The organism is Citrobacter sp. Ct235, assembly GCF_030332305.1.
Classification (GTDB): domain Bacteria; phylum Pseudomonadota; class Gammaproteobacteria; order Enterobacterales; family Enterobacteriaceae; genus Citrobacter_A; species Citrobacter_A telavivensis.
Genome location: NZ_JAOWIC010000034.1, coordinates 1 through 24,465 on the forward strand (window position 1 = coordinate 1; position 24,465 = coordinate 24,465).

Here is a 24,465-nt window from a genome sequence, read left to right on the forward strand (position 1 = left end):
TGGTGGGTGATGACGGGATCGAACCGCCGACCCCCTCCTTGTAAGGGAGGTGCTCTCCCAGCTGAGCTAATCACCCCCGCTGTGTGGAGTCGCATTATAGGGAGAGTTGAAAATGAGTCAACGCCTTTTCTAAAGAAATTGTTCGTTCGTCGTAATTTTAAACAAAACGATAGCGAAACGGTCTCTGACGCATGATTTCTAAACAAAAACGTCTATGCGCGGCGTTTACCCGGTAACAACATTGAGGATTTACCTCACAGTGATAGAATATCGGCCATTCCATTTTCCCCGGATTTGCCGGTTGTCGGCATCTTTATAAACGTAAGGCCATTTCATGAAAATCAAAACTCGCTTCGCGCCAAGCCCGACAGGTTATCTGCACGTCGGTGGTGCGCGTACTGCTCTCTATTCCTGGCTTTTTGCACGTAATCACGGCGGTGAGTTTGTGCTGCGTATTGAAGACACCGATCTCGAACGTTCCACGCCGGAAGCGATCGAAGCCATTATGGATGGGATGAACTGGCTGAGCCTGGAATGGGACGAAGGTCCGTACTTCCAGACTAAGCGTTTCGATCGTTATAACGCCGTGATTGATGAGATGCTGGAAGCGGGCACAGCCTATAAATGCTACTGCTCCAAAGAGCGTCTGGACGCACTGCGTGAAGAACAGATGGCGAAGGGCGAAAAGCCGCGTTACGACGGTCGCTGCCGTCATGGTCATGAACATCACGCAGATGACGAGCCTTGCGTTGTCCGTTTTGCCAACCCGCAGGACGGTTCTGTCATTTTTGACGACCAGATCCGTGGCCCGATCGAATTCAGTAATCAGGAGCTGGACGATCTGATTATCCGCCGCACCGACGGTTCCCCGACCTATAACTTCTGTGTTGTGGTGGACGACTGGGATATGGAAATCACCCACGTGATTCGTGGTGAAGACCATATCAACAATACTCCGCGCCAGATCAACATCCTTAAAGCGCTGAACGCACCGGTGCCGGTGTATGCCCACGTTTCCATGATCAACGGCGACGATGGTAAAAAACTGTCCAAACGTCACGGCGCGGTGAGCGTTATGCAGTATCGTGATGACGGTTATCTGCCGGAAGCCCTGTTGAACTACCTGGTGCGTCTGGGCTGGTCCAGCGGCGATCAGGAAATCTTCACCCGTGAAGAGATGATCAAGCTGTTCTCCCTCGGTGCGGTCAGCAAATCCGCCAGTGCGTTCAATACGGAAAAACTGCAGTGGCTGAACCATCACTACATTAACTCGCTGGCACCGGAGTATGTGGCAACGCATCTGCAGTGGCACATCGAGCAGGAAAACATCGACACGCGCAATGGTCCACAGCTGGCTGATCTGGTGAAACTGCTGGGCGAGCGTTGCAAGACTTTGAAAGAGATGGCGCAGAGCTGCCGTTACTTCTACGAAGACTTTGCCGAGTTTGATGCTGATGCTGCGAAGAAACACCTGCGTCCGGTTGCGCGTCAGCCGCTGGAAGTCGTGCGCGACAAACTGGCAGCGATTAGCGAGTGGACGGCTGAAAACGTGCACCATGCCATTCAGGCGACCGCCGATGAGCTTGAAGTGGGGATGGGCAAAGTTGGTATGCCGCTGCGCGTTGCGGTAACCGGTGCGGGCCAGTCTCCTGGCTTAGACGTAACGGTACATGCGATTGGTAAAACCCGAAGCATTGAGCGTATCAATAAAGCACTGGCTTTTATTGCAGAGCGTGAAGCGCAGCAGTAAGCGATCGGCGCATTAGCAGAACGGCAGGGGTGACTCTGCCGTTTTTATTTGTGTCACTCAGAATCGTTCAGACCCAGGCGCGTAAGAAAACCGCGGATGCCTTCGCGTGAAAGAAACAGCGCTAACTTTTCCCGTTCCTCTTCGGACATATTTTCCACGGCATCAATAATCTGGCGATAGGCATGACTGCGTATGGCAGGGTTGTATTCAGCCAGCGACTCCTCAGCCTGATAAAATGAAGAATGGTGACGAAACGCCGGGATGTTCAGAATAAATTCTCGCACGCGCGTGTCGATATGAACGAGCCTTGCCCGACCACCTTTAACACCTGGAAATTTTTCTGTTTCCCATTTTTGCTCACGGATCCAGCGATTCACGGTTTGTTTAGCCACACCGAGACAATCCGCCAGTTCTTCGGTGGTCATTTTGCTGCGTAATCTTTTCATATTATTTGCTGTCGCGGATCCCTAAGCGTTGTAATAAACCGGTAATCCCTTCCCGCAGTAGCAAAGAGGTAAAGTGTTTTTGTTCGGCTGGTGTCATCTCTTTCACCAGTTTGACCAGTAGCGCTTCCAGTGAGGCATCGCCTGGGGGCGAGAAGGTGTCAGACAGCCCTTCCGCCGAGCGTTCTGCGCTGCGGATATATTCACGAACCTGTTCGTTAACATGCACCAGTCGTGCTTTACCGCCCTGGACGCCTGGTTTTGGTGATGTCGCCCAACCCTCTTTTCGTACCCACTTATTGATGGTCTGTCGGCTGTAACCCGTCAGATTAGCGAGTTCTTCTGGCGTCATCCGCTCCTTGAACATAAAGATTCCCTGAATAGTCGTATGGTTAATTAGTGGTTCATTTTATAGCACCATTTTAGTGGAAACCGTGACGTGTTTAACTACTGAATGCGAGTTGTTACGCATTGCTATTCAGTTGTCTGCTTTTTCAGCGATTAGAATCGGCGTTTTCAATTTGCCGTTGACACATGCGAAGGGAATTCATATGATGCCGCCCGTCAACTCGACAAGCTTTACGTAATGGGGCTATAGCTCAGCTGGGAGAGCGCTTGCATGGCATGCAAGAGGTCAGCGGTTCGATCCCGCTTAGCTCCACCAAAAATTGAACCCAACAATTTTGGTACGTAAACGCATCGTGGGGCTATAGCTCAGCTGGGAGAGCGCTTGCATGGCATGCAAGAGGTCAGCGGTTCGATCCCGCTTAGCTCCACCAAATTCAGAACCCTCGCTGTAAAGCGGGGGTTTTTTTATCTCTGCATACCTTCCATTTTTGTAATACAGTTGCTGATAAGCCAGAATCTTTTCTGCAAATGGTGACATCTGTTTCTGGTGGGCATAGGTTTGCTTCGCGATGCGAATAAACTTATTATTAATGTGATTAATAGTTCGTTCCGTGAGAGCAGTCAATCCATGCCAGTCAAGCGCAACCTGATAAATAATATAAGAATATTCGCTCTTGCGATCGTGCTCTCCATCGCAGCCATCCAGTTTTCGCGTTTGATTTCCCCGCTTGCGATTGTGGATTCCAGTTATATCTATCTCTCGTGGTTGCCGCTGTGCGTCCTGCTGTCGATGATGTTTCTTTTCGGCAGGCGCGGTGTTCTGCCCGTCATGTTAGCGTTGTATATTACTAACCTCTGGAATCTTCATCTGCCGTTTGCCCAGGGGGCAGTACTTCTGTTTTGCCAGATGTTTGTTGTGGTGGGCGTTTGCGCCATTGCTCGCTGGCAATTGGGTTCGCGCTGGCGCTGTGGGCTACCCAATCGCAATATCTGGCGACGCGTCATTTTGTTCGGTTTTATTACCCCTGTGGGCATCAAAATCAGCATGTATCTGGCGGGTCATTATCTCGACTTTCCGGTGGCCGTCTCGACGTTCTTTGGTACTGCAGCCGCTATTTTCACGATTGTCGATATTCTAAGCCTGATCTCCGCGGTGCTAATTTTCACCATGCTTTTTTATTACCCGATGCGGATGATCGTGAGTCCACACTATGCCCGAACATTCTGGCATAGAGATATCGCCCCCTGTTTCAAGAAGGAAATTCGCTTATTTACCTTGTGCTGGCTCGCTGTCATCGCTGTTTTGCTCATCCTGATGTGCACCCCGTATGACAACGATTACATCGCCGGGTATCTGGTTCCTGTTTTCTTTATCATTTTCACCTCCGGCGTGGGCAAGCTGACTTACCCTTTTTTGAACCTGAGCTGGGCGGTTTCAACGCTGTTCTTGCTGACCTACAACCGCAATTTTTTACAGGGCGTCGGGTCGGAGTATTCGTTGGCCTTCGTCCTGTCGGTATTGGTTTCGTTCAGTATTTGTCTGCTCTATATGATGCGTATCTACCAGCGTAGCGAATGGTTAAATCGTCGTTGGCATCAGCAGGCGCTTACCGATCCTTTAACCCGCTTGCCGAATCTGCGCGCGCTGGAACAGTTCCTGCAAAAAGGGGCCGGGCAGAGCGTCTGCTGTCTGCGCCTGGAGAATATGGAGTTTCTCAGTCGTCATTACGGCATGCTGATGCGCGTGCATAGCAAACGCACGGTGCACCGTATGCTGCAACCGTTGATGCTTGAGAATGAAAAAATCTTCCAGTTGCCCGGCAGTGAATTATTGCTGGTGCTTAATGGGTCGGAGGTGGACGCCCGCCTGCAACATATGCTCGACCTGTTGAACAGTCGTAAAATTTACTGGAACAACACCGGGCTGGACATGGGCTATGGCGCATCCTGGGGACAATGGGACGGTAAGCAGGAGACGTTGCAACCGCTGTTGGGTCAGTTGAGCTGGCTGGCGGAACAGTCCTGCGCAAATCACCGGGTGCTGGCACTGACTCACAGCCAGGAAGTGGCGACAGGTCAGACAACCGAACGGGTGCTGCTGCTCAATAAAATACGTAAAGCACTCGATGGCGGCGATCTCCTGCTTTACGCGCAGCCTATCCGCGACGCTCAGGGCAAAGGGTACGATGAAATTCTCGCGCGGCTGAAAAGCGATGAAGGCATCATGACCCCGGATCAATTTATCCCGCTAATAGCACAGTTTAACCTCAGCGCCCGCTTTGATCTGCAGGTAGTTGAAGCCTTGCTGAACTGGTTATCGGAGCATCCTTCTACTGAGCCAGGGCCGCTTTTTTCGGTCAATTTAATGCCGCTGACCTTGCTGCAAAAAGAGACGGCGCCGCGCATCATTCGCCTGTTTACCCGTTATGGCATCGCGCCGGAAACGGTGATCATTGAGATAACGGAAGAGCAGGCGTTTTCCAATTCGGAAACCAGCATGCAAAACATCGAACAGTTGCACAGGTTTGGCTTCAGGATTGCGATTGATGATTTTGGAACCGGCTATGCCAATTATGAGCGTCTGAAACGCCTGCAGGCTGACATCATCAAAATCGATGGCGTGTTCGTAAAAGATATTATGACCGATTCGCTGGATGCGATGATCGTGAAGTCGATAACCGATCTGGCAAAAGCAAAGTCCTTAAGCGTGGTGGCGGAATATGTAGAGACGCCTGCGCAGCGGGAGCTGCTGTTAAGCTTGGGGGTGAACTACCTGCAAGGGTATTTGATTGGACGACCGAGGCCGTTAGGGGAATTACAGGGATAAAAAAACGGGGATGCGCTCCCCGTTTTTATGTCAGTGCTGTCTTACAGAACCAGTGCGGCGATAGACGCCGACAGGACGCTCACCAGCGTAGAGCCGTAAACCAGCTTCAGACCGAAGCGGGACACGACGTTACCTTGCTCTTCGTTCAGGCCTTTAATCGCGCCCGCGATGATACCGATAGAAGAGAAGTTGGCGAAGGAAACCAGGAACACTGAGAGGATACCTTCAGCGCGCGGAGAGAGCGTGGAGGCGATTTTCTGCAGGTCCATCATCGCAACGAATTCGTTGGAAACCAGTTTGGTCGCCATGATGCTGCCCACCTGCAGCGCTTCGCTGGACGGCACACCCATCACCCAGGCAATCGGATAGAAGATGTAGCCCAGGATGCCCTGGAAGGAGATGCTGTAGCCGAACCAGCCGGTCACGGTAGCGAACAGGGCGTTCAGCGCGGCGATCAGGGCGATGAAACCGATCAGCATGGCTGCAACGATAATCGCAACTTTGAAGCCAGCCAGGATGTATTCACCCAGCATTTCGAAGAAGCTCTGGCCTTCGTGCAGGTTGGACATCTGGATGTTTTCTTCGCTGGCGTCAACGCGGTACGGGTTGATCAGCGACAGTACGATAAAGGTGCTGAACATGTTCAGAACCAGCGCCGCAACGACATATTTTGGCTCCAGCATGGTCATGTACGCGCCGACGATAGACATGGAAACGGTGGACATTGCCGTTGCAGCCATGGTGTACATGCGGTTGCGGGACATTTTGCCCAGAATGTCTTTATACGCGATAAAGTTCTCAGACTGGCCAAGGATCAGCGAGCTGACGGCGTTGAAGGATTCTAGTTTGCCCATACCATTGACTTTGGATAACAGGAAGCCAATAGACCGGATGATAATCGGCAGCACGCGAATATGCTGCAGAATACCGATCAACGCTGAAATGAAGACGATAGGGCACAGGACTTTCAGGAAGAAGAAGGCCAGGCCTTTGTCGTTCATGCTGCCAAAGACGAAGTTCGTCCCTTCATTGGCGAATCCGAGCAGTTTTTCAAACATTTCGGAAAAGCCTCTAACGAAGCCGAGGCCGACGTCAGAGTTCAGGAAGAACCACGCCAGTAACACTTCGATAACAAGCAGTTGAACGACATAACGAATGCGAATTTTTTTACGGTCACTGCTTACCAGCAATGCGAGGATCGCAACAACGGCAAGTGCCAGGACAAAATGAAGGACGCGGTCCATATTTGCTCCAAATATGAGGCAGGTTAAATTTCCGTGCACATTCTATGCAACGTGTGCAAAGAAAACGAGATCTAACACACACTATAATCAGGACCTGTGACGAGATTCAAAAATAGTGATCCGGCATACACTTCTGTTATGTCTAATTCGAAAGTAAATAGTTAAGTTGTTGTGCTAATATAATAACAATTATTAAACATGCTGCGCGCATTTCCTGTACCCGCACTCGTTATCGTTCCCGCCTGTCAGAGAAATCAAGGTTACCTTTATTACATGCACTTGATAACCATTCTCATCAGGCATAACATAAAACATAGCACAGGCTATGTTTCAGAGGCAGAAAATGACAAACGATCGCGTTGAGAGTAGCAGTGGAAAAGCAGCGCGCAAGTTAAGGCTCACATTAATGGGGCCGGCGTTCGTTGCGGCTATCGGGTATATCGACCCGGGCAACTTCGCGACGAATATTCAGGCCGGTGCCAGCTTTGGTTATCAACTGCTGTGGGTAGTGGTCTGGGCAAACCTGATGGCGATGCTTATCCAGGTCTTGTCAGCCAAACTGGGCATTGCCACGGGTAAGAATCTGGCTGAACAAATTCGCGATCGCTACCCGCGTCCGGTGGTCTGGTTCTATTGGGTACAGGCGGAGATCATCGCGATGGCGACCGATCTTGCTGAATTTATCGGTGCGGCAATAGGATTCAAACTGATCCTCGGCGTTTCGCTATTGCAGGGAGCGGTATTGACCGGGATCGCCACCTTCCTGATCCTGATGCTCCAGCGGCGCGGGCAAAAGCCGCTGGAAAAAGTGATCGGCGGCCTGCTGCTGTTCGTCGCCATGGCCTATATTGTTGAACTGATATTTTCCCAACCCAACTTTGCGCAGTTGAGTAAAGGCATGGTGATCCCCAGCTTGCCTGACTCTGAAGCGGTGTTTCTGGCTGCCGGGGTGCTGGGCGCAACCATCATGCCGCACGTTATCTACCTACACTCTTCGTTAACGCAACATCTGCACGGCGGTACTCGTCAGCAGCGCTATGCGGCGACAAAATGGGATGTGGCTATCGCCATGACCATTGCGGGGTTCGTCAATCTGGCGATGATGGCGACGGCTGCCGCAGCGTTTCACTTTAGTGGTCATACGGGTATTGCCGATCTGGATCAGGCCTATCTGACGCTGGAGCCGTTATTAAGCCACGCGGCGGCAACAGTATTCGGGCTGAGCCTGGTGGCGGCGGGACTGTCGTCAACGGTGGTGGGAACGCTGGCGGGGCAGGTTGTGATGCAGGGATTTGTCCGCTTTCATATCCCCTTGTGGGTGCGTCGTACCATCACCATGATGCCGTCATTTATCGTTATTCTGATAGGTCTTGACCCGACGCGTATTCTGGTGATGAGCCAGGTGCTGTTAAGCTTCGGTATCGCATTGGCGCTGGTGCCGCTGCTGATTTTTACCAGCGACAGTAAATTGATGGGCGATCTGGTGAACACTCGCTGGGTTAAACAGATTGGCTGGATGATTGTGGTGCTGGTGGTGGCGCTGAATCTGTGGCTACTGGTTGGCACGGCGCTGGGTTTGTAACCGGTAATGAAAAAGCCCGAGGCCAGCGCATCGGGCTTTCAATAAAAATGGAATTAATGACGGTGTCCGTGACCTTTGCCGCGACCCCGGTGGTCGTCGCGATCGCGCCAGCCTTCCCGGTATCCGCGCTCATAAGCATTACGCTTATCCCAGCCACGGTGATAGCCATTGTCATGTCGCCACCAGCGATTTTTACGCCATTCATAATTGCGATGCCAGTAGTCACGGTCACGCCAGTGTCCGCCGTCCCAGTAGTTACCGTAATTATCGCGATCGCCAATTTGTAATTTTATCGATGGCAACAGGGTGATTTCGCCCGCGTTTGCGGCAAGCGGTGTAAAAGCCAGTAAGGCTGCCGCCAGAATCAGTGACCTGAACATTCTTTATCTCCTTCACGATCGAAGCCGTAGTCGGCCTGTTAACGTAATATTACGGGGCCGTAAAGCCCCATTTCATCGCCTTAACTCTTAAATCATGAATGAGAGCACGAATTGCTAAAAATGCAGTTAACGCGTGCTGTTCAGAATGTTGTCGATATCGGCGCACTCCTGGTCGGTGAAATGACGATTGGCCAGCATGCCGACCGCATCTTCAATCTGCGTGGTTTTACTGGCGCCAATCAGCACCGAGGTGACGTTATCGTTACGCAGTACCCACGCGAGCGCCATCTGCGACAGTTTTTGCCCGCGTTTTTCGGCCAGCATATTGAGCTGGCGTACGGTTTCCAGTTTCCCGGCGGTGAGCTGATCCGGATTCAGAAAACGGCTTCCGCTCGCGGCTCTGGAGTCAGCCGGGATCCCATTCAGGTAGCGATCGGTGAGTTGTCCTCCTGCCAGCGGTGAAAACGCGATACTTCCCACCCCTTTTTCCTGCAACATCTCCAGCAGTTCGTCCTCTACCCAGCGTTCAAACATCGAATATTTAGGCTGATGAATCAGACACGGTGTGCCCAAATCATTGAGGATATCGATAGCTTCACGGGCGCGGTCGGCAGGATAATTGGAGAGTCCCACATACAGCGCTTTTCCCTGGCGCACGATGTGGTCCAGTGCTTTCATCGTCTCTTGCAGGGGCGTTTCAGGGTCGGGACGGTGGTGGTAGAAAATATCCACATATTCGAGCCCCATCCGCTTCAGACTTTGGTCAAGGCTGGCAATCAGATATTTGCGGGATCCCCAGTCGCCGTAAGGGCCTTCCCACATGGTATAACCCGCTTTGGTGGAGATTATCAGCTCATCGCGCCACGGCAAAAAATCTTCCTGAAGGATTCGACCAAAGTTACGTTCCGCTGAACCCGGCGGGGGGCCGTAGTTATTTGCGAGGTCGAAGTGGGTGATCCCCAGATCAAACGCGCGCTGAAGCAGGGCCCGGCTGTTTTCCACCTGGGTGGTATCGCCGAAGTTATGCCACAGGCCAAGCGAGATAGCGGGTAGCTTCAGACCGCTCTGACCGCAGCGGCGAAATGCCATCCTCTGATAGCGATTTTCATCAGGCTGGTAAACCATTTTCTTCCCTCGCAGTGAATTCAGCTCTCAAGTGTATACGTTTACACTCATCATTTTTCAATGACATTTTCACCCCTGCCACTGTAAATTCTGCTTTCCACCCTCATCGCCGCCGCTTTCTGGACAGCCCCGACGCTTCTTCAATACTCAACATGAGGTTACCGTCAGAAGGAAAGCTGTCATGCAAACCCCTTATACCGTTGCGGATTACCTGCTCGACAGAATTGCCGGGTGCGGCATCGGGCATCTGTTTGGCGTACCGGGCGATTACAATTTGCAGTTTCTTGACCATGTGATCGATCATCGGCACGTGCGCTGGGTCGGGTGCGCAAACGAGCTTAATGCCGCCTATGCGGCAGACGGTTACGCACGGGTCGCTGGAGCAGGCGCGTTGCTGACCACGTTCGGCGTGGGTGAACTCAGTGCGATGAATGGCCTGGCGGGCAGCTATGCGGAATATGTCCCCGTTTTGCATATTGTTGGCGCCCCGTGTAGCGGCGCGCAGCGTCGGGGCGAACTGATGCACCACACGCTGGGCGACGGCGACTTCCAGCACTTCTACCGTATGAGCCAGTCCCTCTGTGCTGCCAGTGCGTTGCTGGATGAGCAAAACGCCTGTTACGAGATTGACCGCGTCCTGTGCGCGATGTTGACCGCCCATCGCCCGGGTTACCTGATGCTGCCTGCTGATGTAGCAAAACGCCCCGCATTGCCTCCCTCGGCGGAGCTGGCTCTCTCTGGGCCGGAATGGCAGGAGAACGTGGTGACGGCATTTCGCTACCATGCACGACAAATGCTGATCAACAGTCCACGCGTTGCGCTGCTGGCAGATTTTCTCGCCCATCGCTTTGGTCTACAACCGGTCCTGCAACGCTGGATGGTTGAGACGCCCATGGCCCACGCCACGCTGTTGATGGGGAAGGGGCTTTTCGACGAACAGCAACCGGGGTTTGTCGGCACTTACAGCGCGGGGGCCAGCAGTGACGATGTCCGCCAGGCGATAGAACAGGCGGATACCACGATTTGTGTGGGAACCCGATTCGTCGATACGCTGACTGCCGGTTTTACCCAGCAACTGGCGCTGGAACGTACCATTGAGGTTCAGCCGCAGGCATCGCGGGTGGGAGGGACCTGGTTCAGTGGTCTGTCTATGGAACAGGCGGTCACCACGTTGCGTGAGCTGTGTCTGGAGCTCTCTTTTGCGCCGCCGCCCGCTAAATCTGCGGCCGTGCAGCCGCACATCGAAAGAGGGGCGCTGACCCAGGAGAATTTCTGGCATACCGTGCAGCAGGCGCTGGTACCCGGCGATCTGATCCTCGCCGATCAGGGAACGGCGGCGTTTGGGGCCGCGTCTTTGTCGCTGCCTACGGGGGCGGAACTGATAGTACAACCGCTCTGGGGTTCGATAGGCTACTCGCTGCCCGCAGCGTTTGGCGCACAAACGGCGGCACCTGGACGTCGGGTTATTCTGATAACCGGCGACGGCGCAGCGCAACTGACGATCCAGGAAATAGGCTCCATGCTGCGTGACGGGCACACGCCGGTGATTCTGGTGCTCAATAACGACGGGTATACCGTTGAGCGAGCGATCCACGGGGAGAAACAGCGGTACAACGATATTGCTTCCTGGAACTGGACGCAGATCCCACGGGCATTCAGCCTTGCGGATCAGGCTGAATGCTGGCGGGTGACTCAGGCCATCCAACTCGAGGAGGTACTGGCCCGGCTGGAGCATCCACAGCGGCTCTCGCTAATTGAAGTTGTGCTACCGAAAGCCGACTTACCCACGCTGCTACGCAAGGTCACCCAGGCGCTGGAATCGCGTAACAGCGGATGACTATTTATCTTCCCGGTTGGCGACCATCATCGGCTTGCCCGCCAGTAACAGCCAGGCCGGAAGCATGACAATACACAGTAGCGGCAGCAGGGTGGTGTCCGGCACCACCACTGCGGCCATAAACAGGCTGAGCCAGCCGTCACGGGTGACGACCAGCACCAGTCCCAGAATCGCGCAGGAGACGGTAATGGCCGCCGGAACGGCTTCAACGTGGGCATGCAACATCAGCCCTAACGCTACGCCAATAAATACCGCCGGGAAGATTCGCCCTCCGCGAAAACCGCTGGCCGCCGCAATGACCAGCGCGGCGAGTTTAATCACCGCTAACATGAAGAAATCCGTTGTGCCGAGCGTCTGGCTGAACGCCATTTGCTGCATTTCATCCAGACCTTTAAACAACGTTAGCGGTCCTCCCACCACGCCGAGTATCCCTAAAAGGAGGCCGCCGACGCCAAGGAGCACCACCGGGTTCTTCAGGCGATGCAGTAAAGCGTGCAACCGGGGTAAGCACCAGACCGCCACCATCCCCGCCGCAATAGCAATCGCCGCCACCACGGCTCCGGAGAAAATGTCCACAATGCGCATCTGGGTGTAGTGGGCGATAGGGAGCGAGAAATGCGGATGAAAGAACAGGCTGGTGGTCAGCGAACCTGCCGCCGCCGCCATTAACGGCGCAAAGAGCCGATCCCATAAAGGGGTGTCATTAGAGCCGCTCAGGGTTTGCGAGAAAATCAATGCGGCGGCGACCGGTGTGCCAAACAGGGCGCCGATGGTGCCAGCAGAGGCCAGAATGGTCCAGTCGAGTGCGCCAATCCGCGGGAATAGCCGACGACCCAGGGCAACGGCTAACGCGATGTTAACAGCCATAATCGGATGCTCGGGACCGAGGCTGACTCCACCCGCCAGACCCAACACCAGCGCGATGATCAAGCCTGGCAACGCGGCAGGAGAAATCGGCGCGCCAATAAGCGGTTCAGTGGCCGGATCCGGACCGGCATGTCCGGTGCTGTAGCGAATCACCAGACCGACCATAACCCCGGTTAGCGTCAGGGTGAGCATGATCCAGAGGGGAGAATCGGCAGCGATCCCCAGACTGCCCGGCAGACGTTGCCAGAGTATGCTCTGCAAGATGGACGCAAACTTCATGACCACAATCAGGACTAAACTGGATGCGACCCCCAGGATCAACGCGGGAAGCGACAATAACAACATGGTTCTGGCTCGCGGATGGAGCATGTTTTTTTCCTTAATGCCGTGTCTTGCGCTCAGTTTGCCGCGTCAGCCGGATGGCATCGCTGCAAATGGTGCTGAAACGATAAAGTTATTGTGTGACCTGGATCGATATTTTCAGGGGACTCGCTTTTCTGACATTGTTGTTATGCCCCCGTATATTTACAGTGTGGCAACGACTTATTTTGACTTTAGCGGAGCAGTAGAAGAATGACAAAGTATGCTTTAGTAGGTGATGTCGGCGGCACCAACGCCCGTCTTGCTCTGTGTGATATCGACAGCGGTGAGATCTCGCAGGCCAAAACCTATTCCGGTCTGGACTATCCCAGCCTGGAAGCTGTCGTGCGAGTTTACCTCGATGAGCACAAGGTTAACGTGAACGCTGGCTGTATCGCGATTGCCTGCCCGATTACGGGGGACTGGGTCGCGATGACCAACCATACCTGGGCATTTTCTATTGCGGAGATGAAAAAGAATCTTGGTTTTAGCCATCTGGAAATCATTAATGATTTCACCGCGGTGTCGATGGCGATCCCGATGCTGAAAAAAGAGCATCTGATCCAGTTTGGCGGCGCGGAACCGGTGGAGGGTAAACCTATTGCGGTTTATGGTGCGGGCACCGGTCTGGGAGTATCGCATCTGGTCCATGTCGATAAGCGTTGGGTCAGCCTGCCGGGCGAGGGCGGTCACGTAGATTTCGCGCCGAACAGTGAAGAAGAGGCGATCATCCTGGAAGTCCTGCGTGCCGAGATTGGTCACGTTTCTGCGGAACGCGTACTGTCTGGTCCAGGGCTGGTGAACTTGTACCGCGCCATCGTCAAATCCGACGGACGTCTGCCGGAAAATTTGCAGCCAAAAGATATTACCGAACGCGCCCTGGCCGACAGTTGCACTGACTGTCGCCGCGCGCTGTCGCTGTTTTGTGTGATCATGGGACGTTTCGGCGGCGATCTGGCGCTAACGCTAGGCACCTTTGGCGGCGTCTACATCGCCGGTGGCATCGTGCCGCGTTTCCTGGAATTCTTCAAAGCGTCGGGCTTCCGTGGTGGTTTTGAAGATAAAGGGCGCTTTAAGGCCTACGTGCAGGATATTCCTGTGTATCTGATCGTTCACGATAATCCTGGCCTGCTTGGCTCTGGCGCGCATTTGCGCCAGACGTTAGGCCAGATCCTGTAAGCCACGTTAAACAGACAAACCGCGTAGCTCACGCGGTTTTTTTCACCCATTTGATTAAGGAATCGACAGAATGAAAACGGTAGAACGCAAAAACTACCCTGAATTAGGTGATGTTAACGCGCCTTACGTTCATGCGGTGAAATACAATGGGACGCTCTATATTTCGGGGCTGACCGCCTTTGGCACGCCGGCTCAGCGCGGTGGTATCGCAGAACAGGCGGAAGAGATATTTGCTCAGATAAAGAAAGTGACCGCCGCAGAAGGCATCGATTTTTCCGCGCTGATAAAAGTGACTATTTTCATTACCTCATTTGATGAAATTAACACGTTGCGTGAGGTCCTTTACCGGCACTACGGTGAATATCTGCCTGCCAGTTCCCTCGTTGAAGTCAGCCGTCTTTTTTCACCCGATCTCAGAATCGAAATTGAGACAGTGTTCGCACTCTGATTCAGGGGTTATGGCTGAACAGCATTCGTAGTCCTGGTCCGATCATGACGATACCGGTGAAACGTGTCTGCCAACTGGTATCGCCTCAAATATTGCAGGTATAATTCCACCTATCATTCACCAGACTCAGAAGCAAAAATGACGAAACTTACCTTACAAGAGCAGATGCTCAAAGCGGGTTTAGTAACCAGCAAAAAGATGGCGAAAGTCCAGAGAACGGCTAAAAAATCACGCGTGCAGGCTCGTGAGGCAAGAGAGGCGGTCGAAGAAAATAAAAAGGCGCAGCTTGAGCGTGACAAACAGCTCAGCGAGCAGCAAAAACAGGCGACGCTGGCGAAAGAGTTTAAAGCCCAGGTGAAGCAACTGATTGAAATGAACCGGATCACTGTCGCAAAAGGCGACATTGGCTTTAACTTCACCGATAACAATCTCATCAAAAAAATCGAAGTGGATAAGCTAACCCAGGCGCAGTTGATCAACGGACGTCTGGCCATTGCGCGTCTGGCGACCGATAACAGCGACGAGAGCGAATACGCGATTATCCCGGCCAGCGTCGCCGATAAAATTGCGCAGCGCGATGCAAACAGCATCGTATTACACAGCGCGCTGAGTCAGGAAGAGCAGGATGAAGACGATCCGTATGCTGATTTTAAAGTGCCTGATGATTTGATGTGGTAAGACGCATTCAGAACGGCGCGGGGTGATGAGCATTGATGTGCTCCCCGCTGAGGGGGTGAACAAAGCGCAGTTCGCTGGCGTGAAGCATTAGACGCGAAGCCTGTTCTGTACCGGGCAGCAGGCGGCCGCCATACAGGTCGCAGCCCAGAATGGGGTGCCCCACTCGCTGGCAGTGAATGCGTAGCTGATGCGTGCGTCCGGTCTCCGGCGTGAGTTGAACCCGCGTCAACGGCATCATGGTCCCATCGGCCAGTTGCCGGAAAACGCGCTCAACGACCTGATAGCGAGACCGCGCGGGTTTGCCCTTGAGCGGGCAAATCGTCATCCGCGGGAACAGGGCTGGATCTTTGGCAATCGGTGCGTCGATCGTCCCCTCGTCAGTGTCCAGATGTCCGCAGAGCAGCGCGCTGTAGACTTTACTGACGGTGCGCTGGCTGAACTGGTGGCAGAGGGCGGCATTGATCGCCTTATTACGCGCCACCACCATCAGTCCGGACGTACCGAAATCCAGGCGGTGAACCAGCGTGCAGCCAGGAAATTGCTGAACCAGCCGATAGTGTACCGAATCGAGATTTTGCGGATGCTTTCCTGAAAGACTGAGCAGCCCGGCGGGTTTGTTGATCAACACCAGGTGATCGTCCTGATAGAGCGTCTCTATCTCGTCGTCGCACGGTGGGGCAATAAAGGTATCAATAATCGTAGACATCAGGCTGCCAGGCGGGAAAGTGGGTGCGGATGATAACCCATTTTCTGCTGACCGGCGAATGACGGCGACTTCACTTTCCCTCGCATCCCTGAAATTTATCATCCAGACTTAACCCAAAGACGTGGTCTGCGCAGGCATTGTGCTTTACACTGCGCGCTGCAAAAAATTGAGTAGATTAACCAGACGGTAATGGCGATGAACGGAACAATCACAACGTGGTTTAAAGATAAAGGTTTTGGATTTATCAAAGATGAGAACGGCGATAACCGCTATTTTCATGTGATTAAGGTTGCCAACCCTGAGCTGATTAAGAAAGATGCGGCGGTAACCTTTGAGCCAACGACCAATAACAAAGGTCTTTCCGCGTATGCGGTGAAGGTCGTGCCGGACAGCAAATATATCTATATCGCGGGCGAGCGGCTAAAGCTCACCTCGATTAAGTCATTCGTGGTGTTCAGCGAAGAAGTCCCGGCCGATACGCCGATTGATAAAGAAAATGCGGTGCTCTCTGTTGGACTGCTGATGAGCAGCATCAGACCGAAAACCGCGGAAAAAGCGGGTGAAATGCGCACGGTGAAAAAACTGGCGATCACCACCTTCCAGGGCACGACGCTGATCTTCTCGGAAGATGAGATTGATATCGAGTCCACGGTCAAAATGCTCAAAGTCTGATTTCTGCGCTGCCTGTCGAGAGCACAGCGCAGTCCACTATAAATGCATTAGCTGGCGGAACTCTTTTACCTTGCTGCGGCTTACGGGAATCTCAAATTCCAGATCCTTGAGCCGCAGAATATAAGTATTGTTAAACCACGGCTCAATCTCGCGGATCTTGTTCAGGTTGACGCAGAACGAGCGGTGGCAGCGGAAAAAATGCGAGGGTGGTAGTTTGTTGCAGAACTCGGTGATATTGATGGGCATCACGTACGACTCCCGCCGCGTATAGACAAACGTCATTTTCTCATGTGCTTCGGCGTAATAAATATCGTTGATCGGCGTGACGATAATCCGCTCATCTTTGATCAGGTTGATGGTGTCGTTTTCACGCGTAACCGGCCCAACCGCTGTGGCGCCGGACTGTTGCTGTTGCCAGGCTGCCTCCAGCTTTTGCAGCATCCCGACGATCCGTGATTCCTGATACGGCTTGAGAATATAGTCAAACGCTTCCAGCTCAAACGCTTCAACCGCGTGTTCTTTCCACGCGGTAATAAACACAATAAACGGCTTATGGGCGAACTGACTGATATTTTGCGCCAGCAGAACGCCGTCCAGAGACGGAATATTGATATCAAGAAAAATGGCGTCGACGCGGTGATGCTGCAAAAACTTCAGCACATCCAGACCGTCGTCAAACGTGCCGACAATCTCCATCTGGCTGTGTTCTTTAATCAGCCAACTGAGTTCCTGTTGGGCAAGGAATTCATCTTCAACGATGATGACTTTCACAGTGTTACTCCGGCTTAAAGCAATAACGTGGCGGGCGTCGCGGTCGCCGTGTGCTGGTTTGGCACATAAAAGGCGATTTCGGTACCTGGCTCCAGGCGGCGAATATGCAGGCCTTCACCGTATAACAGCTTAACGCGATGATGGACATTAAGCAGACCAATTTTATTGCCCGGCATTTCGTTGGATTCCACACGCTCAATCACTTTTGGATCGATACCGTGGCCGGTGTCTCTTACGGCAATGCGCACCCGGTTACCACACTCGGCGACGCTAATCGTCACCACGCCTTTCCCTTTACAGGGCTGAATGCCATGGACAATGGCGTTCTCGACTAACGGTTGTATCAGCAGGCTGGGGATGGAGCAGTTGACCTCTTCATCAATATCATAAATCACGGTCAGCTTGTCACCAAAACGGGCCTGTTCAATGGCAATGTAATCCTTGATTTGGTACAGCTCTTTTTTGATGTCGATTTGCTCGTCATCCTTTAACTCAATGTTATAGCGCAGGTAACGCGACAAATTAAAAATGAGCTGACGGGCCGTGTCCGGATTAAGCCGAATCGATGACGAAATCGCGTTCAGGGCGTTAAACAGGAAATGAGGATTAATTTTACTTTGCAGCGCGCGTAGCTCTGCCTTATTTGCCATCTCCCGCAATTGCTCGGTGCGGGACACCTCGAGCTGGGTCGAGATAATTTGCGACAGACCTATTGCCATCTCCTGCAATGACGAGGTGATCTGATGGGCGTGGCAGTAATAAATTTTCAGCGTGCCGGTCACGACGCCTTTTTCCCATAATGGAATGACCAGCATGGAGTGAATTTCTGGCGTGCGGTGTGCTTCATCATTGTTTTTAATAATGATTTCACCGTGATTGATCGCCTGCTGGGTGGTCGGGCTGACGAAGTCATCGTGGTTGCGGTAGTTGGCTTCTCCGACACCGACGTAGGCCAGCACGTGCTGGGTATTGGTAATTGCCACCGCATCGGCGTGGATATCGTGACGAATAATTTCGCAGATCTGGCGCAGCGATTCGCTGTTGACCTGGCGAAACAAGGGCAGGGTTTTATTGGCGATATCCAGTGCCAGCTTGGCCTGCCGCGCGGCGCTCGCTTCCTTCTCACCCTCAACGCTCTGTACCAGCAGCACGATAAACCCGATACAGACGCTGCCGAGGATCATCGGAATACCGATTTTCGAGACGATATCCAGCCCCAGTTCGGTGGTTGGCGCCCAGAGGACAATCAGGATCATTGTCAGTGTTTCACAAAGCATGCCGCCTAAAATCCCGGCGCGCCAGTGTTGGGCTTTGGGGATCTTACGGTTAATCCAGCCGGCAAGACACCCCGCCAGAATACTGGTGATAAAGCAGGGGATCGCCGTCACGCCGCCAATGTCGATCAGATAGCGGTGCGTCCCGGCAATCACCCCCGTAATAATGCCTACCCACGGACCAAACAGGATCCCGCCTGACATTACGGCAATAATACGCACGTACACCAGTGAACCTTCTACCGGCACGCCGGACCAGGTACTGAACAACGCGAACATCGAAAAAATGGCGGTGACGGCGAGCAGTTCTTTTGGCGTATGGGCAGACTTATGCAGCAGCTCGCGAAACAGGCGGATGCGGATGAGAAAGAACAGACAAAATAGCATCAGCGCAGCCCGGTCAAAGACGGCCAGCAGCATGGTAAATATTTCGTGCACGGGGGGACTCTTGCCAAAGGGTTAAAGGACTATGATAGGTAACCGCAGGGCGGATGACCAGCCTGCTGAGATCGGGTGGCTAATGAGGAAAAACCTCAATTTTAAAAGGGGATTGATGAATGATTGGTGTATTTACAATACATCTCATAAAACGCGGGCTTTCATGGTTACTACCATAACAACAGAGTGTTATAAAAACGTAACATTTAACGGCAACGAAAACGAATCACTTCCTCTTTTAAAATTGATATTCCTCTTTTGAGAAACAAAAAAATATTTTCCTTTCCCTCTCGACAGAGGGATTTTAATCAGGCTATTTTCTAAACATGCCACCATCGTGGCAGCGTCGCTCGGACGGTCCGGGCGCTAACGTGAATCTGAGGAAATTATGGCTGACTCTCGCCCTGAACGTCGCTTTACGCGTATTGATCGTCTCCCCCCCTACGTTTTTAACATCACGGCTGAACTGAAGATGGCTGCGCGTCGGCGCGGCGAAGATATTATCGACTTCAGCATGGGGAACCCGGACGGCGCGACGCCGCCTCACATCGTCGAAAAACTGTGTACCGTGGCGCAGCGCCCCGATACGCACGGTTATTCCACTTCTCGCGGTATCCCACGCCTGCGTCGGGCCATCTCCCGCTGGTATCAGGAACGCTATGAAGTTGATATCGATCCGGAATCTGAAGCGATCGTCACCATTGGCTCAAAAGAGGGGCTGGCGCACCTGATGCTGGCGACGCTCGATCATGGCGATACGGTGCTGGTGCCGAACCCCAGCTATCCCATCCATATCTACGGCGCGGTGATTGCCGGCGCTCAGGTGCGTTCTGTTCCGCTGGTGGAAGGTATCGATTTCTTCAACGAACTGGAACGCGCGATTCGCGAAAGTTATCCGAAACCAAAGATGATGATCCTCGGTTTCCCGTCTAACCCGACGGCGCAGTGCGTTGAGTTAGAATTTTTTGAGAAAGTGGTCGCGCTGGCGAAGCGTTACGATGTACTGGTGGTGCACGATTTGGCTTACGCCGACATCGTTTACGATGGTTGGAAAGCGCCGTCCATCATGCAGGTGCCAGGGGCGCGCGACGTGGCGGTAGAGTTTTTCACGCTGTCGAAAAGTTACAACATGGCCGGCTGGCGCATTGGTTTTATGGTTGGCAACAAAACGCTGGTCAATGCCCTGGCGCGGATTAAGAGCTATCACGACTACGGTACGTTTACCCCGCTGCAGGTTGCTGCCATTGCGGCGCTGGAAGGCGATCAGCAGTGCGTGCGTGATATCGCCGAGCAGTATAAGCGTCGCCGTGACGTGCTGGTGAAAGGGCTGCATGAGGCCGGGTGGATGGTCGAAATGCCGAAGGCCTCGATGTACGTGTGGGCGAAGATCCCGGAACAGTATGCCGGGATGGGGTCGCTGGACTTCGCGAAAAAACTACTGAATGACGCTAAAGTGTGCGTGTCGCCCGGAATTGGCTTTGGTGATTACGGTGATACCCATGTGCGTTTCGCGCTGATTGAGAACCGCGATCGTATCCGTCAGGCGATCAGAGGGATTAAATCGATGTTCCGCGCCGATGGCTTGCTGCCTGCCGGAACGAAATCGGCCTCTGAAACCCTCGAGTAAAACGTTCTGTCCATCCAAACGCAAACAGGAGCCATCGGCTCCTGTTTTTTTGCTGCATTGTTGTCTTTAGATCATCAGAGCAAACGTACCGGCCCAAACGATGACCATAAAAGAAATGCCCATAAAGAAATATTTCACTTTCATCTCTCCGCGTAATGACTGATACGCCTGAATGAATTTTATCTCATCTGATTATAGAGAGCTGATACCGGTAAAAACGAAACCCGGAATGTTCCCCGTTTCGTCTGCGGTATCACCTCAGAATTCTGTGCGTTGATTGCTCCAGACGGCGCTAATGTACGCCTAAAAAAGGGGCAAGACAATAGACATTTTCTTATTTACTTTTAGTAACTTACAACTGTCGGGATTCGGCGACAGTATAATTGCAGAGGGTAATAAATCACCATTGAGCGACGCGATTTATAGCGCAAAAAACGAGGATGAAAACCATAGCGTAATCAAGGTTGTTGGTGGGTGGCAGACAATAAAAAAGGCCTTGCGGCCTTCTTTAAATGTAGAGTGAGGCTTCACCCAATGGACGGGTTTTAAAGCGGCGGTGGATCCAGAGATATTGCTCAGGGGCGCGCATGATCTCTTTCTCGATAATCTTGTTCATATAGGCGGCTGCCAGGTTTTCATCTGCCGGGTAGCCCTTCATCTCAGGGGAGATATACAGACGGTAGCCGGCGTTACCGGCTTTTCTGACCATCGTCACGGTGAGCATGGCCGAACCTGACAAGCGCGACAGCACATAGGTACCATTAGTGGTCGCCACGTCTTTAACGGCGAAGAACGGGGCGAATGAACTGCCTTTCGGGCCGTAATCCTGGTCCGGTGCAAACCAGACGGCTTCACCTTTCTTCAGGGCACCGACGATGCCGCGCAGATTGTTTCTGCCGATCATGGCTTTATTCGAACGCATCCGTCCGCGGGTCTGTACCCACTCCATCAGCGGATTGTTGTGCGGACGATAGGTCGCCATCATCGGTTGGCAAAGACCCATCACCCGGCCACCGAGTTCCAGTGACATAAAGTGAACGCCAACAACCATCACGCCGCGATTTTGCGCTTGTGCGCGTTGCAGGTTGTCCAGTCCCTCAACATCAAACCATTTACGCACACGACGGTCCGGCCAGAACCAGGCCATGCCGGTTTCCAGCAGCGCCATACCAAGAGAACGGAAATTCTCTTCGATCATCTTTTCTCTCTGTTCCTGAGAATAAGACGGGAAGCAGAGTTCAAGGTTTTTACGGGCGATGGATTCGCGACGTTTCAGAAAAGGGCGTGCCAGTGACCCCGTCCGGGTGCCGAGAAAGCACAAAACAGGGTAGGGAAGTTGCACCAATAACCAAAGCACACCGAGACCAAACCAGGTGAGCCAGTAACGCGGATGCAGAAACGCGCGGGAAAATTTGCATGTTGGGAACATAAATACCTTCTATTGATACCCATTTTTGTATCGCAGAAGACGTATTCTCCAACGCGGTACACTCAATGTTTTAGGCCATCATGTACGACAATGGTTCCTGCAAAGAGTGTAAAACTGCGTCAGGATAAAACCACGAGGGGCATGAATGCTGGACGTATAATGTACCATCCGGGGATTAATGTAAGCCACAAATAATTAATCAAGAAGCGTAAATATTTGCATTGCGTATAAAAAATAATGACGTTGTTTTTAATGGGTTGTTTTTAATAAGGTTAGAAAAGCACAATGCGGAATATTCGTATAATTACAATTGTTATAAATGGGTTATGAGATTTGCCGGAGGGGCTGCTTTAGCTTATGATTGAAAATATAAGGAGAGTAAGTATTTACGTTTTGAGTTCACGCAAAAAGGAGGTACAGCGATGATCTTTTTTTTAGCCTTTCTGCTCGTGAGTATGCTGGGCGTCAGCGGCTATATCGCGCAGGTTTTAGGTTGGGTATCAGCCATTAGCGCGTTTGTTGGCATGGTCATTCTGGCGGTGCTGATATACTACACCACGATGTGGTTGACTGCGGGTGATGAAATGGTCACAGGATTGTTTCTTTTTCTTTCACCTGCCTGCGGCCTGATCATTCGTTTTATGGTGGGGTACGGTAAGCGTTAATTGGCCCGGCAATAAAGCATTAATATTGATGATTGCCATTTTTTATATCGGGTGATCACGTCGTATGAGAAAGTGCCAGTTAACTGGCACTTTCGTTGTCAGGATCAACAAAACCGACCCGGTTAATTCCCTTCTTACTCCCTTCGCGCCTTAATCGGCGACTGACCACTCCTGCGGATAGCGTGCGGGCACGAAACGCAGCGTGAGCGCCATCAACCCGGCCACACAGAGGGCGTGGAACGTCCAGTCAAGCCAGTAATTGCCGCTCAGGCTACGCAAGATACCGGAGAACCAGGGAGAGAGGCCGGCGATAATAAAGCCAATCCCCTGCATAAAAGCGACTAATTTGCCAGATATTACCGGATGTTGGGCATGGTCGAGCGCCAGCACGAGGCATAAAGGAAATGCGCCGCCAAGGCCGATACCACAAACCACGGCCCAGAGGATTGGCAGTTGCGCAGGCCAGAGAATAAAACCGCAAAAGCCAAGCATCTGTAGGGCCAGCGTGAAGAGCAGCAGTTTACGGCGATCCTGATGACGCGCGAGCATCGGTAATACCAGCGCCCCCGCCGTCTGACCGACGGTCATCAGAGCCAGCAGCGTGCCGCTGAACTGCGCGCTTTCGCCCAACTGAATATAGTACGGTGGTAGCCGGGCGATCAGGCTACCGTAACCACCATTGATCACGCCAAAATAGAGTCCCAGCGTCCAGGCGCGGGGGTTGAGTACGACGCGCACGGCAGCACTTTTCGGGTGAGATGAAGGCATCTCTGTTGAGCGACGTTGCGCCAGCCAGCCGACCAGGGCAACCAGCGCGGGCAGGGCCCACCATGCCAGCGAGCGGTGCCAGAGTTCACTGTGCTGTGCGATCCACGGCGTCATCGCCGCGCCGAGTCCCCCTCCACCCATCAGTGCAACTGACCAGAGCCCCATGACCTGTGGCATGCGACGGTGAAAAAGACGCTTAATCACCGTTGGCATTACGACCTGAACGATCCCAATACCGATACCGCCCAGCAGAGCGCTGCTGAGCAGCACAACGCTGTGCGGCGCCAGCTCGCGAAGCAATGCGCCAGCCATAATCATCAACAAACTTAAGGCGACGCTGAGACGCTCGCTGATATGGCGATTGATCCACCCACCGGCCAGCGCCAGCGTGCCCATGGCGATCATTGGTAATGCCGTGAGCAGCGACGCCACGGCAAAGCTCATACCGCTGGCGGCACGCAGTTGCGGCAGAAGCGGGCCGACAGAGGTCAGCAGCGGACGCATATTCAGGCCAATCAGTACCAGAACCAGCAGGACCAGGCCAACGCGCGGGGTTTTGTTCATGACTGTTTTTCAGCGAAGCGTTGGTAAACCGCCAGCCCATTGGGCTGTGGAAGATGATGAACAGGCAGGGTTTGTTGAGCGAGGGGCTGCTGTAATTGCTGATAAATTGCCGCAGTGGAGAGACGGAATGTTTCGCCATCGCCATTGCTGTTGGCGAACCAGACTTCTTTTACGCCGGTGAGATACATGGCGCTAAGGCACATCGGGCACGGCTGGCCGCTGGCGTAAACCACGCATTCACGAAGCGCCGCGCTGCCTGAATGGGCCGCAATCGCCCGAATGGCGTTGAGCTCAGCATGCCCGGTGGGATCATCATCCAGGTGCAGGGTGTTGACGGCTTCGGCGATCGCTTCGCCGTTGCGGACGATGATCGCGCCAAACGGGCGTCCACCCTGTTCAACGTTGCGGGCTGCCAGGGCCAGCGCCTGTTGCAGATAGTTATCATGTGCAGACATGCTTTACTCCTGTGAGCAGAGAAAAGAA

The 24,465-nt window shown here is 53.0% G+C and carries 24 protein-coding genes and 3 tRNA genes; 13 read left to right on the forward strand and 14 right to left on the reverse strand.

All coding sequences use genetic code 11. The features are described from left to right. Window positions 1–76: transfer RNA gene (locus tag OGY35_RS01950), tRNA-Val, on the reverse strand. A 258-nt stretch (window positions 77–334) separates the two neighbouring features. Here OGY35_RS01950 and gltX point away from each other — a divergent pair. Beyond that, window positions 335–1,750: a glutamate--tRNA ligase gene (gene gltX / locus OGY35_RS01955; protein WP_178827897.1), complete on the forward strand. Its 1,416-nt coding sequence runs from the start codon at window positions 335–337 to the stop codon at window positions 1,748–1,750. Between the two features lie 53 nt (window positions 1,751–1,803). On the opposite strand, the gene OGY35_RS01960 is transcribed toward gltX, so the two are convergent. After that, window positions 1,804–2,196, reverse strand: coding sequence for a MerR family transcriptional regulator (locus OGY35_RS01960; RefSeq protein ID WP_178827896.1), 393 nt, complete (start codon window positions 2,194–2,196; stop codon window positions 1,804–1,806). Between the two features lies 1 nt (window position 2,197). Then, window positions 2,198–2,560 (reverse strand): MerR family transcriptional regulator, encoded by a 363-nt coding sequence (locus OGY35_RS01965; RefSeq protein WP_042317698.1) that lies wholly within the window; start codon window positions 2,558–2,560, stop codon window positions 2,198–2,200. 221 nt (window positions 2,561–2,781) lie between these two features. Between OGY35_RS01965 and OGY35_RS01970 the strand changes: the two genes are divergently transcribed. The 3 genes from OGY35_RS01970 to OGY35_RS01980 all read left to right on the forward strand — a co-directional run bounded on the left by OGY35_RS01970 (window position 2,782) and on the right by OGY35_RS01980 (window position 5,368). Then, window positions 2,782–2,857 (forward strand) — tRNA-Ala (locus OGY35_RS01970). Window positions 2,858–2,896: 39 nt separating this feature from the next. Continuing rightward, window positions 2,897–2,972: transfer RNA gene (locus OGY35_RS01975), tRNA-Ala, on the forward strand. 197 nt (window positions 2,973–3,169) lie between these two features. Beyond that, the gene (locus OGY35_RS01980) at window positions 3,170–5,368 is read left to right on the forward strand and encodes a bifunctional diguanylate cyclase/phosphodiesterase (RefSeq protein ID WP_286631281.1); all 2,199 of its coding nucleotides are present in this window, start codon (window positions 3,170–3,172) and stop codon (window positions 5,366–5,368) included. A gap of 41 nt (window positions 5,369–5,409) precedes the next feature. On the opposite strand, the gene nupC is transcribed toward OGY35_RS01980, so the two are convergent. Continuing rightward, complete coding sequence (gene nupC / locus OGY35_RS01985; RefSeq protein ID WP_042317699.1) at window positions 5,410–6,612, reverse strand: nucleoside permease NupC; 1,203 nt, start codon at window positions 6,610–6,612, stop codon at window positions 5,410–5,412. A 273-nt stretch (window positions 6,613–6,885) separates the two neighbouring features. Here nupC and OGY35_RS24515 point away from each other — a divergent pair, with 273 nt between their 5' ends. Both OGY35_RS24515 and OGY35_RS01990 read left to right on the forward strand, forming a co-directional pair. After that, on the forward strand, window positions 6,886–6,975 hold the full coding sequence (locus OGY35_RS24515; RefSeq protein ID WP_444861458.1) for a hypothetical protein: 90 nt from the start codon (window positions 6,886–6,888) through the stop codon (window positions 6,973–6,975). Next, the gene (locus OGY35_RS01990) at window positions 6,956–8,194 is read left to right on the forward strand and encodes an Nramp family divalent metal transporter (protein ID WP_286631282.1); all 1,239 of its coding nucleotides are present in this window, start codon (window positions 6,956–6,958) and stop codon (window positions 8,192–8,194) included. The genes OGY35_RS24515 and OGY35_RS01990 overlap by 20 nt, the downstream gene beginning before the upstream one ends. 53 nt (window positions 8,195–8,247) lie before the next feature. On the opposite strand, the gene ypeC is transcribed toward OGY35_RS01990, so the two are convergent. After that, the gene (gene ypeC / locus OGY35_RS01995; protein ID WP_061074882.1) at window positions 8,248–8,574 is read right to left on the reverse strand and encodes a DUF2502 domain-containing protein YpeC; all 327 of its coding nucleotides are present in this window, start codon (window positions 8,572–8,574) and stop codon (window positions 8,248–8,250) included. 126 nt (window positions 8,575–8,700) lie between these two features. Next, a complete protein-coding gene (gene mgrA / locus OGY35_RS02000) occupies window positions 8,701–9,699 on the reverse strand; it encodes an L-glyceraldehyde 3-phosphate reductase (protein WP_286631283.1) in 999 nt (332 codons plus the stop codon). Window positions 9,700–9,880: 181 nt separating this feature from the next. Here mgrA and OGY35_RS02005 point away from each other — a divergent pair, with 181 nt between their 5' ends. Then, window positions 9,881–11,536 (forward strand): alpha-keto acid decarboxylase family protein, encoded by a 1,656-nt coding sequence (locus OGY35_RS02005; protein WP_286631284.1) that lies wholly within the window; start codon window positions 9,881–9,883, stop codon window positions 11,534–11,536. On the opposite strand, the gene OGY35_RS02010 is transcribed toward OGY35_RS02005, so the two are convergent. After that, the gene (locus OGY35_RS02010) at window positions 11,537–12,772 is read right to left on the reverse strand and encodes an ion channel protein (RefSeq protein ID WP_286631286.1); all 1,236 of its coding nucleotides are present in this window, start codon (window positions 12,770–12,772) and stop codon (window positions 11,537–11,539) included. A 204-nt stretch (window positions 12,773–12,976) separates the two neighbouring features. On the opposite strand from OGY35_RS02010, the gene glk reads away from it, so the two are divergent. The 3 genes from glk (at window position 12,977) to OGY35_RS02025 (ending at window position 15,068) form a co-directional block, all read left to right on the forward strand. Next, on the forward strand, window positions 12,977–13,942 hold the full coding sequence (gene glk / locus OGY35_RS02015) for a glucokinase (RefSeq protein ID WP_152403129.1): 966 nt from the start codon (window positions 12,977–12,979) through the stop codon (window positions 13,940–13,942). Window positions 13,943–14,012: 70 nt separating this feature from the next. Further along, window positions 14,013–14,390 (forward strand): RidA family protein, encoded by a 378-nt coding sequence (locus tag OGY35_RS02020; protein ID WP_286631287.1) that lies wholly within the window; start codon window positions 14,013–14,015, stop codon window positions 14,388–14,390. A 138-nt stretch (window positions 14,391–14,528) separates the two neighbouring features. Further along, on the forward strand, window positions 14,529–15,068 hold the full coding sequence (locus OGY35_RS02025) for a DUF2058 domain-containing protein (protein WP_152403144.1): 540 nt from the start codon (window positions 14,529–14,531) through the stop codon (window positions 15,066–15,068). Window positions 15,069–15,075: 7 nt separating this feature from the next. On the opposite strand, the gene OGY35_RS02030 is transcribed toward OGY35_RS02025, so the two are convergent. Continuing rightward, window positions 15,076–15,774 carry an RluA family pseudouridine synthase gene (locus tag OGY35_RS02030; protein ID WP_286631288.1) on the reverse strand — a complete coding sequence of 233 codons (699 nt, stop codon included), beginning with the start codon at window positions 15,772–15,774 and terminating at the stop codon, window positions 15,076–15,078. Between the two features lie 189 nt (window positions 15,775–15,963). Between OGY35_RS02030 and OGY35_RS02035 the strand changes: the two genes are divergently transcribed. Then, window positions 15,964–16,446 carry a cold-shock protein gene (locus tag OGY35_RS02035; RefSeq protein WP_152403149.1) on the forward strand — a complete coding sequence of 161 codons (483 nt, stop codon included), beginning with the start codon at window positions 15,964–15,966 and terminating at the stop codon, window positions 16,444–16,446. Window positions 16,447–16,482: 36 nt separating this feature from the next. On the opposite strand, the gene ypdB is transcribed toward OGY35_RS02035, so the two are convergent. Continuing rightward, window positions 16,483–17,217 carry a two-component system response regulator YpdB gene (ypdB, locus tag OGY35_RS02040; protein WP_286631289.1) on the reverse strand — a complete coding sequence of 245 codons (735 nt, stop codon included), beginning with the start codon at window positions 17,215–17,217 and terminating at the stop codon, window positions 16,483–16,485. Between the two features lie 14 nt (window positions 17,218–17,231). After that, window positions 17,232–18,929: a sensor histidine kinase gene (locus tag OGY35_RS02045; protein ID WP_286631290.1), complete on the reverse strand. Its 1,698-nt coding sequence runs from the start codon at window positions 18,927–18,929 to the stop codon at window positions 17,232–17,234. 388 nt (window positions 18,930–19,317) lie between these two features. Between OGY35_RS02045 and alaC the strand changes: the two genes are divergently transcribed. Further along, complete coding sequence (alaC, locus tag OGY35_RS02050) at window positions 19,318–20,556, forward strand: alanine transaminase (RefSeq protein WP_042317712.1); 1,239 nt, start codon at window positions 19,318–19,320, stop codon at window positions 20,554–20,556. A gap of 66 nt (window positions 20,557–20,622) precedes the next feature. On the opposite strand, the gene ypdK is transcribed toward alaC, so the two are convergent. Both ypdK and lpxP read right to left on the reverse strand, forming a co-directional pair. Continuing rightward, window positions 20,623–20,694, reverse strand: a complete 72-nt coding sequence (gene ypdK, locus OGY35_RS02055) for a membrane protein YpdK (protein WP_010723117.1) — start codon at window positions 20,692–20,694, stop codon at window positions 20,623–20,625. A gap of 370 nt (window positions 20,695–21,064) precedes the next feature. Further along, on the reverse strand, window positions 21,065–21,985 hold the full coding sequence (lpxP, locus tag OGY35_RS02060; RefSeq protein WP_152403158.1) for a kdo(2)-lipid IV(A) palmitoleoyltransferase: 921 nt from the start codon (window positions 21,983–21,985) through the stop codon (window positions 21,065–21,067). Between the two features lie 422 nt (window positions 21,986–22,407). Between lpxP and OGY35_RS02065 the strand changes: the two genes are divergently transcribed. After that, complete coding sequence (locus OGY35_RS02065) at window positions 22,408–22,650, forward strand: DUF2545 family protein (protein WP_152403160.1); 243 nt, start codon at window positions 22,408–22,410, stop codon at window positions 22,648–22,650. A 150-nt stretch (window positions 22,651–22,800) separates the two neighbouring features. On the opposite strand, the gene OGY35_RS02070 is transcribed toward OGY35_RS02065, so the two are convergent. Then, window positions 22,801–23,982, reverse strand: coding sequence for a cyanate transporter (locus OGY35_RS02070; protein WP_286631291.1), 1,182 nt, complete (start codon window positions 23,980–23,982; stop codon window positions 22,801–22,803). Next, complete coding sequence (locus OGY35_RS02075; RefSeq protein ID WP_152403164.1) at window positions 23,979–24,437, reverse strand: nucleoside deaminase; 459 nt, start codon at window positions 24,435–24,437, stop codon at window positions 23,979–23,981. The genes OGY35_RS02070 and OGY35_RS02075 overlap by 4 nt, the downstream gene beginning before the upstream one ends. Window positions 24,438–24,465 lie beyond the last annotated feature (28 nt).